The sequence below is a fragment of the Nitrospira sp. M1 genome, from assembly GCF_965152605.1.
The window spans coordinates 206,195-221,180 of sequence record NZ_OZ224217.1 but is presented as its reverse complement, the minus strand read 5'-3'; the positions used below and the strand labels follow the sequence as shown (position 1 = coordinate 221,180).

General features: G+C 48.3%; 9 protein-coding genes. 4 read left to right on the top strand and 5 right to left on the bottom strand.

What is annotated here, in order from left to right; translation table 11 throughout:
- Window positions 1–210 precede the first annotated feature (210 nt).
- The 3 genes from ACWHX8_RS01050 to ACWHX8_RS01040 form a co-directional block, all read right to left on the bottom strand.
- A complete protein-coding gene (locus ACWHX8_RS01050; RefSeq protein WP_447970121.1) occupies window positions 211–1,356 on the bottom strand; it encodes a PIN domain-containing protein in 1,146 nt (381 codons plus the stop codon).
- Window positions 1,357–1,563: 207 nt separating this feature from the next.
- A complete protein-coding gene (gene pepN, locus ACWHX8_RS01045) occupies window positions 1,564–4,236 on the bottom strand; it encodes an aminopeptidase N (protein WP_447970120.1) in 2,673 nt (890 codons plus the stop codon).
- Window positions 4,237–4,350: 114 nt separating this feature from the next.
- Window positions 4,351–6,021: a SulP family inorganic anion transporter gene (locus ACWHX8_RS01040; RefSeq protein WP_447970119.1), complete on the bottom strand. Its 1,671-nt coding sequence runs from the start codon at window positions 6,019–6,021 to the stop codon at window positions 4,351–4,353.
- A 386-nt stretch (window positions 6,022–6,407) separates the two neighbouring features.
- Between ACWHX8_RS01040 and ACWHX8_RS01035 the strand changes: the two genes are divergently transcribed.
- The 3 genes from ACWHX8_RS01035 (at window position 6,408) to ACWHX8_RS01025 (ending at window position 12,063) form a co-directional block, all read left to right on the top strand.
- Complete coding sequence (locus ACWHX8_RS01035; protein ID WP_447971839.1) at window positions 6,408–7,235, top strand: mechanosensitive ion channel family protein; 828 nt, start codon at window positions 6,408–6,410, stop codon at window positions 7,233–7,235.
- Window positions 7,236–7,414: 179 nt separating this feature from the next.
- Complete coding sequence (locus tag ACWHX8_RS01030; protein WP_447970118.1) at window positions 7,415–9,400, top strand: tetratricopeptide repeat protein; 1,986 nt, start codon at window positions 7,415–7,417, stop codon at window positions 9,398–9,400.
- A 26-nt stretch (window positions 9,401–9,426) separates the two neighbouring features.
- The gene (locus ACWHX8_RS01025; protein ID WP_447970117.1) at window positions 9,427–12,063 is read left to right on the top strand and encodes a sigma 54-interacting transcriptional regulator; all 2,637 of its coding nucleotides are present in this window, start codon (window positions 9,427–9,429) and stop codon (window positions 12,061–12,063) included.
- A 161-nt stretch (window positions 12,064–12,224) separates the two neighbouring features.
- On the opposite strand, the gene msrB is transcribed toward ACWHX8_RS01025, so the two are convergent.
- On the bottom strand, window positions 12,225–12,719 hold the full coding sequence (gene msrB, locus ACWHX8_RS01020; protein ID WP_447971838.1) for a peptide-methionine (R)-S-oxide reductase MsrB: 495 nt from the start codon (window positions 12,717–12,719) through the stop codon (window positions 12,225–12,227).
- A gap of 300 nt (window positions 12,720–13,019) precedes the next feature.
- Here msrB and ACWHX8_RS01015 point away from each other — a divergent pair, with 300 nt between their 5' ends.
- Window positions 13,020–13,412 (top strand): HPF/RaiA family ribosome-associated protein, encoded by a 393-nt coding sequence (locus ACWHX8_RS01015; RefSeq protein WP_447970116.1) that lies wholly within the window; start codon window positions 13,020–13,022, stop codon window positions 13,410–13,412.
- A gap of 110 nt (window positions 13,413–13,522) precedes the next feature.
- On the opposite strand, the gene ACWHX8_RS01010 is transcribed toward ACWHX8_RS01015, so the two are convergent.
- The gene (locus ACWHX8_RS01010) at window positions 13,523–14,941 is read right to left on the bottom strand and encodes a phosphoglucomutase/phosphomannomutase family protein (RefSeq protein WP_447970115.1); all 1,419 of its coding nucleotides are present in this window, start codon (window positions 14,939–14,941) and stop codon (window positions 13,523–13,525) included.
- Window positions 14,942–14,986: the final 45 nt, after the last annotated feature.

Sequence of the window (14,986 nt, the reverse complement as noted above, 5' to 3'; positions counted from 1 at the left end):
TCATCAGCCACGTTGTATCCATCCACTGAAAAACACCACGCATTGGCTCCCACCAGGAACAAGTTAATGCTTACGAGAAGTCATCAAAATTGAACACGCAGAAAAAGTAGAATGTCCCCTTTTTTGTCATTAACAAGCATCATGACCCCTTACTCTGCAGCAAATTTGAAGCGCAACGGGAAATTTGTCCGACAGTAGCGCTTTGCTTTGTTAAGCATTTATCTTTATATCCTCTAGAGAGACAGATATTTCTTTTATTTCTGGCTCTGACCAAGCATGGTCCGATAACTTTTCTTTCTTCCAGGTTGTCGGATCTGTATCTTCGAATGCCACACTAAAATGCCCCCCGACCAATGATTGGTGTTTTTCGCACACTTTAAAATCACCATTGTCATCGACTTCTTTTTCGATACTCTTTAACCGTTGATCATCTAATTCAGCCAACTCATCTTTACTTACTATGGAATCCACAGCATGTAACGTTTCGGCGGTGAAGGGAACAAGGATAGACATGCGAGAGATGGTTTTAATTTCGCTAGTGTCAAATTTCATATCAACCACGCTTGTTGAAACATCGTGATGTTCTCCTAAAGCGAAATCCAGTAAGTCTTCTACTTTTTCATTTACAAAATCAGAAAAGTTTATTTCCTTCACCAACTTCCTACGTATCTCATCAAAGTATATCTTAAATAAGATATACGTTTTATCATTAACATCGAGGGAGTTAAAGTAATTACCATCTATCTTCGCAGGCCCGGAGGATAGTAAATCAGACACACGCTCAAAACATTGTATCTTTTGACTCTGTATATTTTTTGTAAAACGTTTATCCTGTGTTACAAATATTACGGTTTCGTTTACCTTAAGTAGGTCATTTATGGCGCAATATATAAATGCATCTGGTATGTCATTACGATTTTTAATTTCATTGAAAGGCTTACCACCTTCAAAATATGCATCCATCACCAAACTCCCGTGATTGTCACGTATAGGAATTATAGTAGCGTTTGTTTTATGTTTGAAAGCATTCCAATTACTCAAAACCTTATTGAGTATTTCATTGATTTGTCTGTTTGCAATAAATTCAGTTGGATAAGTTACGGGATCGATACCTAGTATATTTGGCTCTTGATAATACTTATTCAACGACTGAGTTGCACTTACAACATCATCGATAGCTTTTTGCGTACCTTTTTTAACCCAGGATATAAACTCTCTTTCAACCACTTCCGGGATATAAAGCTTGTATATATCAGTTCTAGTATACTTAACAAGTTCCTCGAACAGTTGCGAGTTCAGGTTCGGTACTTGCTTATATACCGAAGAGTCAAGCATTAAAGGTATGTTCTTATTCATTTAGCTTCTTATGTCCACTATGCGCCTAACGTCTACGATTGAGCTGCGGTGCATCGCGCTTCCCTGATGCCGTCAGCTCCGATCGTATGTTAGCCAACGATTCCAAGTGGGCAAAGGGGGTCAAGACCCTTGTTTTATAATGTGTCCTCTTTTGTTATCAAAAGGAACACGGCAAGATTCTGTGTCTCAACCCACTTTGCTCTTTGCTTATTGGTCTCGCGGTTGCTCCGCAGCCTTTCCAGCCCTAAGCTGAACATACATGTCATGCCCCAAATACCGTTCCAGCTTTTCACTAAGATCCGTTGACAGGCTCTTCGTTGATGCTATACGGCATAATTGGGCTTTCATGTTATCTTGTAAGTCCTGTCGATGTTGTTTGAATTCTTCAAATGCCCCAATCATTCTTGAGGCCACTTGAGGATTTTTTTGATCAAGCTCCATAATAAAGTCCGCGACAAATGCATAGCCCGATCCATCTTTCGCATGAAAGCCTTTGGGGTTGCCCTGAGAGAAGCCCCCATAGAGAGCCCGCATTCTGTTCGGCGTGGGGGATTTAAACGCCGCATGCGCTGTCAGGTCTTTCACGACCTGTAGAATATCATCGGACTGCGATCTCGCGAATGCGCCAATCCACTTATCCACGACCAAGGCATCCCGTTCAAATTGATAGTAGAAATGTTGTGCAACGCCGTCCCGATACGATTGAGCCTCATCCATATTGATGATGATATTCAGCGCAGCATAACGGTCCGTCATATTATTGGCCTGGCTATATTGTCTGACGGCCAGTCTAGCGACCTCAGCATCTCCTGAATGTGATACATAGGCGAGTGCGGTATTTTGCAGACTACGGCGGCCAGCATCTTCACGATCATACCGCTTGCCTGGATCATAATGAGCCGTGTACGTCTCAAGAAATTCATCGTGTAACTGACGCCCCAATGTTTCTAAAAATGCTTTACGGACCGCCAGTATGGCGTGCGGATCAATCACGTCTCGCTTAGGCGCCAACTCATGATAGACGGGTAAGCTTAACGCGAGACTCATGAGTGCACGATCCATGTCGGCTCGTTTCAAAATACGACGAAAAGAATCTAGAACATCGTCGTGAACAACAATTTCCTTCCCGCATTCATAACGGTCAATCTGCTCCAAGAGTTTCACCGTAAGGAATCGGTTCCCGGCTTCCCACTGATTAAATCCGTCGTGATCATGCACCATCAGATGACGCAATTGATCGTCGGTATATGGAGCGTCCAGTTTGACAGGAGCGGAAAAATGGCGAAACAAGGAAGGAACAGAGTCAGGCGGAACATGCTCAAATGTAAACGTGTGCTTCTCGTTGGTCAGCTCCAAAACATCCTGCAGGATGTCCTGACCCGCAGGACCCACCAATCCAAACTTTACCGGAATGTGTCTGGGTTGCCCACTTGATTGATTGTCTATTGTCGGGACAACTTGCTCAAGCGTGAGGGTAAATTGTTGCGTGGTCTTCTGATAGGACCAATTGGCTTTCACTTCAGGAGTACCAGCTTGGGTATACCACAGCATGAACTGACTGAGGTCCCGACCGGAAGCCTCCTCCATGCATTGCACCCAGTCTTCTACGGTAACCGCTTGTCCGTCGAACCGGTCAAAATATATATCCGACGCTCTGCGAAAACCTTCTTTTCCCAAAAGCGTATGCAACATTCTATTCAGCTCAGCGCCTTTACTATAGACAGTCGCTGTATAAAAATTGTTGATGGTGACAAACTGTCCCGGTCTCGGCGGGTGCGCCATCGGCCCGGCATCCTCAGGGAATTGACTCATGCGAAGACTTCTGACATTGGTAATACGATTCACCGCTTGTGACCCCATATCGCCAGAAAATTCCTGATCTCTAAAGACCGTCAATCCTTCTTTTAAACACAGTTGATACCAGTCACGGCACGTCACGCGATTGCCTGTCCAGTTGTGAAAGTATTCATGTGCGACCACACCTTCAACGCCTTCATAGTCGGCATCGGTGGCTGTGGCAGGATGCGCCAACACATACTTGGTGTTGAAGATATTGAGCGACTTATTTTCCATAGCACCCATATTGAAATCGTCAACAGCCACAATATTGAACAGATCGAGATCATATTCGCGACCATACACTTCTTCATCCCATTTCATGGACTTTTTCAGCGAGGCCATAGCATGCCCAAGTTTATCGAGATCCTTGGCCTCGGCCCAAATGCGCAACGCGACGTGACGACCGCTTGTTGTCACAAAGGTATCTTCAAGGCATTCTAAATGACCTCCGACAAGGGCGAACAAATAGCTGGGCTTGGGGAACGGATCTTCCCATACTGCGTAATGACGCCCATCATCCATGTGCCCTTGATCAATAAGATTGCCGTTAGAAAGGAGGACAGGCGCTGTGGTGTGGTCAGCAATAATCTTGGTGGTGTAGGTCGCCATATTATCCGGACGGTCTGAGAAATAGGTAATGCGCCGAAACCCTTCGGCTTCACATTGCGTACACCAGTTGCCACCTGATGTATACAGTCCTTCAAGTGCCGTATTCTGTTCAGGATGAATTCTGACGAGCGTGTCTACCGTAAACGCATCTTGTGTGGGTTGAAGAGACAGGGACGCGGCATCAACCACGTAGCCTTCTGACACAATCGCGCCGTTGTCGAGGTTCTGGTCATTCAGCTTCACGGCCAGCAATTCCAGTTCTTCGCCATCGAGAACGAGTGCATTAGAGTGCACACCATTTTTTACAACATGCAATTTAGCGTTGACCAACGTCTCCCCATCGCGGAGATTAAAGGTTAGGTCAACATGCTTCACCCAGTAATCAGGTTGTTTATAATCTTTCAAATATTTCACGGCATGTTCTTCAGACACGGCTTACTCCTCATTTTTCAATACTTGCGACTTTCTGAAAATAGTCATGTCACGCAAGGGGCAAACGTTCAAGGATTCAAGAGCACTCCACTCTCACCCTTCGAGCAAACCTCACTATGCTGTCGTTGTTGATGTGCCGTCGGAATACGTCGACCCGATAGCTTCCGCCGCATGACGAAGTGCATCGAGACGTTGGGCATAACGATGTCCAGGCCTGATCAGACGAAGTACGCCAAGCCCGTCAAGCGCTTCGATGACATGTGGTTGCATACCGACAAAAAACAGATGTTGCTTGTGTGCCTGAATGATCCGCAGCATATCTTCGATGGCCATAGCCGATGTCCCGTCAATAACCGGCACATCCGATAAATCCAACACGCAACTCGTAAACTCTTTGAGACCCGGAACTGTCTCAATCCGCCTGACCATGTTTTTGGCAGACCCGAAACTCATGGGTCCATCCACATGAATCAATACGATTTTTCCAGCATTCTGATCTAAGACCGCCTTTTCCTCAGGCGACAACGGCGACTCTTGATGCCCTTCCGTAATCACACTCATATTGGCGAGTTCAAGGTCAGCCATCTCTTTAACAAACAAGATACTCGCTAACACCACGCCGACCCCGACTGCCGTGATCAAATCAACGGCCACCGTGATAAACAACACAACGGCCATAATGATAACGTCGGCACGAGGTGCTTGGAAGACATGCCGAAGGAATCGCCAATCGATGATATCGACGCCGACCTTGAGCAAAATACCGGCAAGGACCGCCAAGGGAATTTGCTCGGCAAGTGGCCCCAACCACAATAAGGTGGCCAGCAGCACCAATCCCATCAACATTCCAGATAGGGGCGTGCGGCCACCGGAACGAATATTCGCCACCGAACGCATGGTCGCACCCGCGCCGGGTAAACCGCCAAACAAACCTGAAACCGCATTTCCAATCCCTTGACCGATCAATTCTCGATTGGAATCATGTTGGGTTCTGGTCATATTGTCACACACCAGCGACGTCAAAAGACTGTCGATCGCGCAGAGGAAAGCAATCACAAAGGCCTCTTCGATCATGACTGTCAGCGCATCGATTCGAAAATTGGGAATGAGTAACGCTGGAAACCCTTGCGGAATGTCGCCAATAATTGGCGCTTGAGGAAAAAAGAAGACGGCCAAAGGCGTGCACACGAGGAGAGCGAGTAATGATGGAGGAATGAATTTACCGATAACGGTCGGCGTCAAATAGACGATGGCTAACGCCAGAACTCCTAGTATCGTCGCCTGAACCATCGGCGCACTCATCACATGAGGAAGCGCCATGAGATTCGCCACCACCCCTCCAGGTGATTCATGACCCAACAGCGGGGCTAATTGCAAAATAATGATAATCGCTCCGATTCCGCTCATGAACCCTGAAATAACGGGATAGGGGACCAGACTAATATACTGTCCTACACCAAAGGCTCCCATGAGCATCAGAATGATGCCCCCCATGATGACCGTGGTAAAGACGATGGACGGTTCATCGGCAAACATCGCGAGCATGCCTGCGAAGACGACGGTCATGGGACCCGTAGGGCCGGAAGCTTGCGCAGGCGTTCCTCCAAATACGGCTGCGAAAAACCCGATAAAAATGGCGCCATACAATCCGGCAACTGCCCCGGCACCCGACGCCACGCCAAAGGCAAGAGCTAGCGGAAGCGCAATTACGGCGGCAACTACTCCACCAAACACATCGCCGCGCAAATTATCAAAATGCAGTCCATGGATGAATCGTGATGTCATATGTGTCCTTTACCCATTCTTACGCTGGCAACATTACGGAACGAAATGCATCTGAGGTGCAGACTCAGAATGTCTCGCTTTCATGAACGTAAGAATACAAGAGATAGTCAGTCAGCGAAAGACTGAACAGTCATGAAAATATTCTTGACGAGAATAGGCGAAGCATACTCACGGGAACGGATGTCACATGCACGAACACTTCTTGCTTGAATCTCTACGTCAGAGCACACAGCATCGCAATGCTCCAACCTACGTAAATTTCATTCCTGCATATGCTCGCTGTTGTCGTGGTTTTTTCAAAAAATAGTAGACATTACTCACGAGACATTCCATAGTGACGGATATCCCCCTCGCTTTTTCATTCACCCTACATAAGGAGTTGTATGATGGATCAATTGGAACACACTTCCGATTGGGCGCTCAACCTTGCATTGACCTATGGACCTAATCTCCTGCTCGCAATTCTCACCCTGATCATCGGGTGGTGGCTCGTGAAACGAGTCGTGAAGCTCGTCGACCACACAATGGAACGAAGCCAGGTTGAAGTGACATTACGAGGATTCTTGGGCAATATGGCTGGGATCCTCCTGAAGGCTCTGCTGGTAATCAGCGTCGCGTCGATGATCGGCATTGAAACTACGTCGTTTATCGCCATGCTTGGGGCCGCTGGCCTAGCCGTTGGGCTCGCGCTCCAAGGAAGTTTGGCGAATTTTGCCGGTGGTGTCTTGATCCTCTTCTTCCGGCCGTTTAAAGTGGGCGACTTGATTGAAGCGCAGGGGTTCTTAGGAGTCGTCAAAGAAATTCAAATCTTTGTGACGATCCTCACTACCCCCGACAACCGACGAATTATCATTCCCAATGGGCCATTATCGAATGGCTGTATTTCCAACCTCAATGCCGAACCCCATCGCCGAATTGACATGACATTCGGCATTAGTTATGGCGATGATGTCTTGAAAGCCAAAGATGTCATTCATCAGGTGATTGCCGCCGATGAGAGGATACTTCAATCTCCGGCGCCCGATGTGTATGTCTCCGAGCATGCGGATAGTTCAGTAAACTTTGCCGTGCGTCCTTGGGTCCGCCCCGAGCATTATTGGGCTGTCTATTTTCATATGCATGAACAACTCAAACTGACGTTCGATCGAGAAGGTATCAGTATTCCGTTTCCACAACGGGATGTGCATCTGTTCAAAGAAGCCGCGCAAGCCTAAACAGAAGCCATGCAAGAGTATGACAGGGGGCTCTGGGCAGCCTCCTGTCTTCACACCGCCAAGGCCTTCCTCTTCCAATTTCCTCGATTTCCTTATACATTGAAAGCACGAGAACATTGAGAACGTCGTCTTTTTCTGCGCTTACAGCTCTAAGCATATTTCTTACGGTGTCTTGGTCTATGATACTGAAAGTTTCTGTCTGTTTCTTTCCTTTACTGAGGGATCGCATGCTTGCGGCAGTCCACGCAGGCCTGATCACCATTCTTATCGTTACAGGAAGCCTCACGCCTCACCTTTCGTATGGGCAAGTGGCCGAAAACGATTCCGTCACCTCAGAGCAACAAGCAGAAGACCATCTTCGCTTAGGCATCGATTTCTTCTTAACCAACGAACTGGATATTGCGATTGATGAATTTCGAGAGGCTGCTCGACTACGACCAGGCTACGCCGATGCGCAGTACAATCTTGGCGTTGTCCTTGCCAAGAGTGGAGATTTGACCGGGGCTATCGCTGCCTGGGCTCACGCACAACGCCTGGATCCTGCTGACATCCCGATCCATTATCATCTTTCTGCGCTCGTGTCCTATAACTATGGCGTAAACTTGCTTCGTCAAGGTCAACTTGACAAGGCGATGGACGAATGGAGCACTGCACTGCGCATCCAACCCAATTTCGCCGAAGCGCACTATGCAGAAGGTCTCGGCTATTTGGCCAAAGGGAATGCCCTCCATGCCATTACCAAATTTCAAGAGGCCATCACATGGCATCCCACATGGTCAATGGCTCATCATCAATTAGGAGTCGCCTATTACGAAATTCGCGAATTTCAGTTAGCAAAGGATGCCTGGAACAGAGCGCTTGAACTGCAGCCTCAACTCGCCAAAACCCATGCAAATCTTGGATTGGTTCGCTTGCTTGAAGGCGAAACCGCTCAGGCCATTGACGCATTTCAGGAAGCCATTGCGTTAGATCCTTATCTCCCGGAAGCCTACTTCAATCTGGCAGTCGCCTTATCACACAAAGGGGAATGGCAAGCCGTTCTCAATCCACTGCACAAGGTCCTGCTCATTCAACCGCAAGAATTCACGGCCAGACAATTATTAGGCACCACATGGGCTCACCTGGGAGAATGGGCGAAAGCCTCGAGCGCGTGGCGGCAGACGCTTCAGTCCCATCCACCCGACTCGATGGCTGCCAATATTCATTACGATATCGGCTTAGCACTCTTGATGATGGGGGATACTCGAGGAGCAATGGGAGAGTTTCAACAGGCACTGACCCTTCACCCGGATTGGGCCGATGCACATTATCAACTCGGTACACTTGCAGTGCTGGAAAAGAAATGGGCGACAGGGTTGCGGCATTTTCAACAATCGGCCGAGCTGAAACCAGGATGGGCACAAGCGTTTTTCAGTTTAGGGAAAGTGCAATACCACATGGGTGCGGTCACGCAAGCCATTGAAGCATTGCGAACAGCCACTCAACTCGAACCACAGTTTGCTGATGCATCATATCACCTTGGAGTGATCCTTCGTGCACACAATCGCTCAGAAGAAGCTATCGCGCCCTTGCAAGCAGCCGCGAAAGCTGGCATCGAAGACGCACAAAGTTTGCTCGCATCGATGTATGCCAACGGAAGCGGAGTCGACCAAAACATTCCAATGGCCATGATTTGGTGGGCTCGCATTTCTTCTCACGGAACATCGACTGACACGGGGCTGAAGGCCAAAACACGACTCTCACAATTTCGCCGCCAACTCATGCAGAATCAACTCTCTTCCTCGAAGACACAGGAAATTTTGAGCGGGTTTTTTCTTATTCGCCAAGCATTGCGACAAACCATTCCCAATATTGACGGCTACTCTTTTGAACAAAGCCTTGGCGCACAACTGCTGCAACACGAACGTGTGAGAGAGGCACTGCCAGTGTTACTCCAAGAAGCATTTGCATTTGATGAGTCGGCTCATGAACACCTTGAACGGTTGTACGTGAATGGCATGGAAGGACAATTGAAGCCATACGATGAACGAATTTTGCGTTATTTTCTTGAAACGGCTCAAGAGCAGAAGTCAGGATCCTGTAAATTTTTAAGAAAAATTTCCGCCCGTGGCGATCTTCCACACTCAGAAACCGTACAGGCGGCAGAACAGGCTTGTAGGCCATAACGTCCCATCAGAAGGTGGCAAGATCTTTGACCTCTGAACGTTTCTTAGACAACCATGCGAGAAGCATCGCAATCGCCGGCCTGCTGTTTGGCGTATTGGGAATGGTGTGCGGATATGGATTAACACTCCTGTTCCCTCAAGTAGAAGTGGCCGCCTATGACTGGCATGTGAAAACCATATCACCGGCCACAGTCGATCCGTCGATCATTCTTATCACGCTCGATGAGCACGATCCCGCATCATGTGGCCATCACCGTTGGAATTCATCGATTATCGCAAGCACAATTGTCGCATTGCAAAAAGCTGGAGCTTCCGTCATCGCACCAGCCGTGCATGTCGACGTACCCAATTCTTCAGAATGCGGTGATGTGCTTGGCAATGCTCACCTCCTAGAGGCCACCAAGCAAGCTGGAAATGTCGTGTACCCATCAACCATTCAACCGTTGTTTGCAAAAGAAGCGCAAGCAACAGGCTGGTTCATGCTAACTGCCGATGAAGATGGAATTTTTCGTGGACTTTCATCGAAACAGATAGCCGACAATCCCAAGCCATTGCCATTTGGACTGGCCATCGCCTCAGCATACAAACGCGGCGATTCCTTTCATCTTCTACCACAAGGGTTAATCTCGTTTGCCGGTCGATGGGCTGATCAACCGTTTCCCACGTATACATTTTCCAAGATCTTTGAACTCACCCAGAACGGCGAAGACACAAAACTCGCCAGAATCGTTCACGAGAAAATTGTTCTGTTATTTCCCGTTACTCAGAACACGAAGATGTTGGGAACTCCGTTGGAATCAACTGCGCCGCTAGGGTTCTTGCATGCCAACCTCGTAAACTCGGCTCTCACAGATTCATGGCTCACCCAATCCTCCTGGCTTTCCGGACTCTTACGAACGATGAGTGTGATTATGATTATTGCCTTACTGGCCGCGTGGAGACAAGACAGCTGGGGATGGGGAGCTATCGGAGTCGTCATGCTGACATATTATGCCGTAACGATGGGGATGTTTATGGATACAGGGTCCGTCTGGCCTGTCGTCAGCCCGACATTCGCACTCATGGGCACGTTAGCCGGGATAACCATTTGGCCCCTCTATCAACAACGGAAAAACGTTCGTGAGCAAGTCAAAGACACCAGCAGACAATTGACTCTCATGCAAGAACACTTTGCGAAAAAAGAATTGCGTGTGGAACAACTCGAAGAAGAGTTAGGAGAAGCAAGGGGACACATCGAGAACACATCTCAGCAATTTGAAAGCCTGGCTACGACAGAAGATGAAACCCGAACACGATTACGTGAAGCCGAAGGAGAAGCCGACGAAGCCCGCCAACAACTTGAACAGCTTCAACATGAACTCAGGGATCTACGCAAAGTCTCGCCTGCACATTCCGACAGCAAGCAATCAACTTTTGAGTCGGACGAACAGACTCTTCAAGAAGAATGTGCGCGGTTTGGCATCTTCACCTGTTCTCCGCTCATCGTGAAAACATTTCAAGAATTGAAAAAAACGGCTATCACCAACAGTCCGATTCTGATCCTCGGAGAAACCGGCACAGGGAAGGAGCTGTTCGCCCACGCAGCCCATCAATTGAGCGGCAGATCGCAAAGCCCATTTATTTCAGTCAATATGGCCGCCATTCGACCAGAGTTATTTGAGAGCGAGTTGTTTGGGCATGTCAAAGGCGCGTTCACTGGCGCCATCAGCCGACGAGGCTTTCTCGAAACTGCGGATCGGGGGAGCATTTTTTTGGATGAGATTGGGGAACTGCCGTTAGACCTTCAAGCCAAATTATTACGAGTCTTAGAAAATGGCACGTTCTATCGCGTTGGACAATCAACACCAACTGAAGTCGACGTTCGTATTATTACCGCGACGAACCGCGACCTAAGCCAAGCGGCAGCCGAAGGGCTCTACCGAGAAGATCTCTACTATCGCCTGCGAAGCCTCGTCTTTACACTTCCTCCCCTTCGTGAGCGTGGGAAAGAGGATATGACGCTACTCGCCCAGCACATCATTGCCGATCTTTCGCGTGACCATGATCGACAGCCAGTTCAACTATCACAAGGTGCCATGGACGCCATTCATGACTATGCATGGCCTGGAAATGTACGAGAACTTCGACAAACCCTGGCACAGGCCGTGGCCCTTGCCGACGAAGGATCTCTCCTCACGGAAGATGACTTACGCCTTCCTCAAAGAGAGAGAGAAGGAACAACCGTGCATACACTCAACCTGGATGACAAACCCGAGAACTTAGGCGGGAAAGATGAGATGGCTCGCCGTGAAGATGCCTTCGTGCTCTCGACGCTCCGACAGCATGGATTTGACATGCAAGCCACGGCCAAAACCCTTGCCTGGGATAGAAGCACCGTCACACAACGCTTGAAAGGACTTGGATTCCAAGCGTTGGTTGATCATGATTGTGATGTGCATCGTGCGGCCGTTTCGATTGCTGGGACATCTTCTCTGGAAAAAGTTGCTGAACTCAAATTGAAGGAATACTACCGAAACTTACTCTCTTCGACGGCATCGTATGAGACCGCCGAGCAAGCCCTTGCAAATTGCCGCAAACGTATGCGCAATATCCCTGAACGACATTTTCCAGCCATTGAAACCCTCATTCGCCAGCACTTTACGAACAAGAATCAAGCCGAATAAAAATTCAGATCTGGGGACATATCCGCGTTAGCATCTGCCTGAGAATATCCCATAAGCATCTCACTTGGTAACGCATATTCGAGTCGGGATATTTCCGTTGTCCCCACAGCACAAGAAAAGATGACACACATCAAAACGCTATAGGTTTCAAGCCAAACATTTTAGGCAGACACAAACGTGAGCGCAGCGGAGTTAATGCAGTAACGAAGACCTGTTGGTTCAGGCCCATCATCGAAAATATGCCCGAGATGCCCGCCACATCGTCGGCAATGGACCTCGGTCCGAGGATACAACAACTTCCAATCCGTCTTGGTTTCAACCGCAGACTCAGACACGGGCTGCCAGAAACTTGGCCATCCGGTCTTACTATCAAACTTGGTGTCTGAAGAAAATAATGGGAGCTGGCATCCGGCACATTCATAGACGCCTTTTGCCTTGCTATCATGGTAGGCATTGCTAAATGGTGGTTCGGTGGCTTCTTCCCGTAGCACCTGATACTGCATTGGAGTCAGAATGGATTTCCACTCTTCTTCAGATTTCACAATTGAAAAGGAGCCCGTTGATGGTTCTGAACCCGCAAATCCAAGCCCCATCGTTTTCACAAACGTCCCTAACGCCACGATCGCTCCAACTTTCAAGAGATTTCTTCGACTCATATCCATGCTATCCTCCTTCATGTCTGTCATAACCACAAACCAACGTCCATTATATTTTTTAAAAATACATAGTGAATTATAGTCTCTTTGCTCTCAGAACTGTTACAGTGCCAAAAGGCATTGAGATTCAACGATGTGGAGTCTTTGCCTATCAAGAAATCACCTGTCCGAGATTATCTTTTGACAGATGGCTAGGAAATTTTTACACTAACAGGAGGTTTCATCAAGATCTTTATCCGTTTGCCCGAAACTATTTATACAAAGTTTTTGGTAATTTTTATGGTGACATGAGGAGGTTCCATGGACATCAAGATTGAAAGCCGCAATGTGGGGATGACCCCTCGTTGGAAGACTGAAATTGAAACTCGCGTGGCGGCACTCGAGACCGATTCCATTCACATTACCCATGCCAGAGTCACATTGACGAAAAATGCTCATCATAAAAAAGGGGCGGATAATGCTGAAGCCCTCGTGTTGCTCACCATTCCTCGTCGACACACTGTCACCGCCAGAAAAGAGGCGAAAACATTTGAAGAAGCGATTCGACATGCATTTCAAGCTGTAGAAACCGAAATTAAGAAGATGCATGAAAAGCGAGTCTCCAAAGATACCGTGAAAGCCGACCCAGCCGTTCTCGAAATCGCCTCGGAAGAAGTGCCTGATGAAAATATCGCGCAAGCGTCTAATAATTAGACGCTTGCGGCATCGGATAGTCCCAAATGGAAGGACAGCTCTAACGATCAATTAGAGCGGATGATCTGTTGAGGGAGTCCATTTGGACGACATGCACGTCTGAAGAGATTTTAGTGCTTGAGAAGAATCCGACCTGCTTGAACAATCTGATTGAGACGCTCTTCTGTTTTGGCCTCGCTGTAACAACGAACAATGGGTTCGGTGCCTGACTGCCTGAGAAGAAACCAACTCCCATCTCCGAATAACAATTTACATCCATCTAATCGATTCACCTGCACAACTTCCGCCCCCGCAAACGTTTGAGGGGGATGATCGAGAATACCATGTAACGATTGACGAACCCCTTCATCAATCGTGAAATCCTCACGTGCCGTGAATATCGTCCCGACTCGATGAAAGAGGTCGTCACGAAGTTCTCGTAATGTTTTCCCCGTGTGCGCCACCATTTCAACGACAAGAGCGCAAGCCAACATCCCATCCTTTTCAGGAACATGTCCTTGAATCGAGAGTCCGGCGCTTTCCTCCCCTCCCATGACGACTTCCCCTTTGGCAAGTAACTCACCAATATATTTAAACCCGACTGGCGTTTCATGAACAGAGAGCCCATGTACATTAGCAACAGCATCCACGAGATGAGTCGTGGCCACAGACCGAGCCACCCATCCGGTCCATTTCCGTGTTTGAATCAGATAGTCCAAGAGCAAGGCAAAAATGAGATTTGGGGCAACAAACGTCCCGTCAGCATCAACCACGCCAAACCGATCACCATCGCCATCTGTCGACAACCCCAGATGCGCCTGTTCTCGCTGAACAGCATCTTGAAGGTCCCGTAATGTATCCGGTGCTGGCTCGGGACGTAATCCACCAAAATACGGATCACGCCAATGATGAAGCATCGCCAATTTACATCCGGCTTGCCTGAGGAATTCATCTAAATACTCGCGCGTGGTGCCATAGAGCGGGTCCATGATGATGCGAAGTCGTCGCGCACGAATTTTTTCACAATCAATATGCGTGGATAATCCAGTGAGGTATTCCGGCTTCGCATCCAGATAGCGAACCAGACCATCCGCTTTGGCCCGTTCCCAGGGAAGCCACTTGATATATTCGCCATGCAGGAGCGGAATAATACGCTGTTCAATGGCTTTGGTCGTCTCCGGCAGAGCCGGGCCACCCCACGACGGGGTAAATTTAATCCCATTGTAGCTTGGCGGGCTGTGACTCGCAGAAATATTAATACCACCCGCAAGTTTTCGGTGGAGAATGTGGTAGGAAATTGTCGGAGTTGGCGTGTCTCGATCACAAAGAAGTGACGGGATTCCATGAGCCGACAACACTTCAGCGGCTACCTGAGCAAAGCGTTCACCCATAAAGCGGGTGTCGTATCCGATGATAACTCCACGCTGACCGATTTTTTCTTGTCGTAGGTACTGCGCAATCCCCTGACACACGATGCGTACGTTTCTAAAGGTAAACTCATCGGCAACAATCGCTCGCCACCCTGATGTCCCAAACTTAATACTTTCCATGGACTCGTACCTGTTCCCAATCAACCATGCTATACGAGAAGTTTC

Coding starts and splice junctions, on each gene's coding strand:
- ACWHX8_RS01010 (WP_447970115.1), bottom strand. CDS start 14,941: ATGGAAAGTATTAAGTTTGGGACATCAGGGTGGCGAGCGATTGTTGCC.
- ACWHX8_RS01035 (WP_447971839.1), top strand. CDS start 6,408: ATGGATCAATTGGAACACACTTCCGATTGGGCGCTCAACCTTGCATTG.
- ACWHX8_RS01015 (WP_447970116.1), top strand. CDS start 13,020: ATGGACATCAAGATTGAAAGCCGCAATGTGGGGATGACCCCTCGTTGG.
- ACWHX8_RS01030 (WP_447970118.1), top strand. CDS start 7,415: ATGATACTGAAAGTTTCTGTCTGTTTCTTTCCTTTACTGAGGGATCGC.
- msrB (WP_447971838.1), bottom strand. CDS start 12,719: ATGAGTCGAAGAAATCTCTTGAAAGTTGGAGCGATCGTGGCGTTAGGG.
- ACWHX8_RS01050 (WP_447970121.1), bottom strand. CDS start 1,356: ATGAATAAGAACATACCTTTAATGCTTGACTCTTCGGTATATAAGCAA.
- ACWHX8_RS01040 (WP_447970119.1), bottom strand. CDS start 6,021: ATGACATCACGATTCATCCATGGACTGCATTTTGATAATTTGCGCGGC.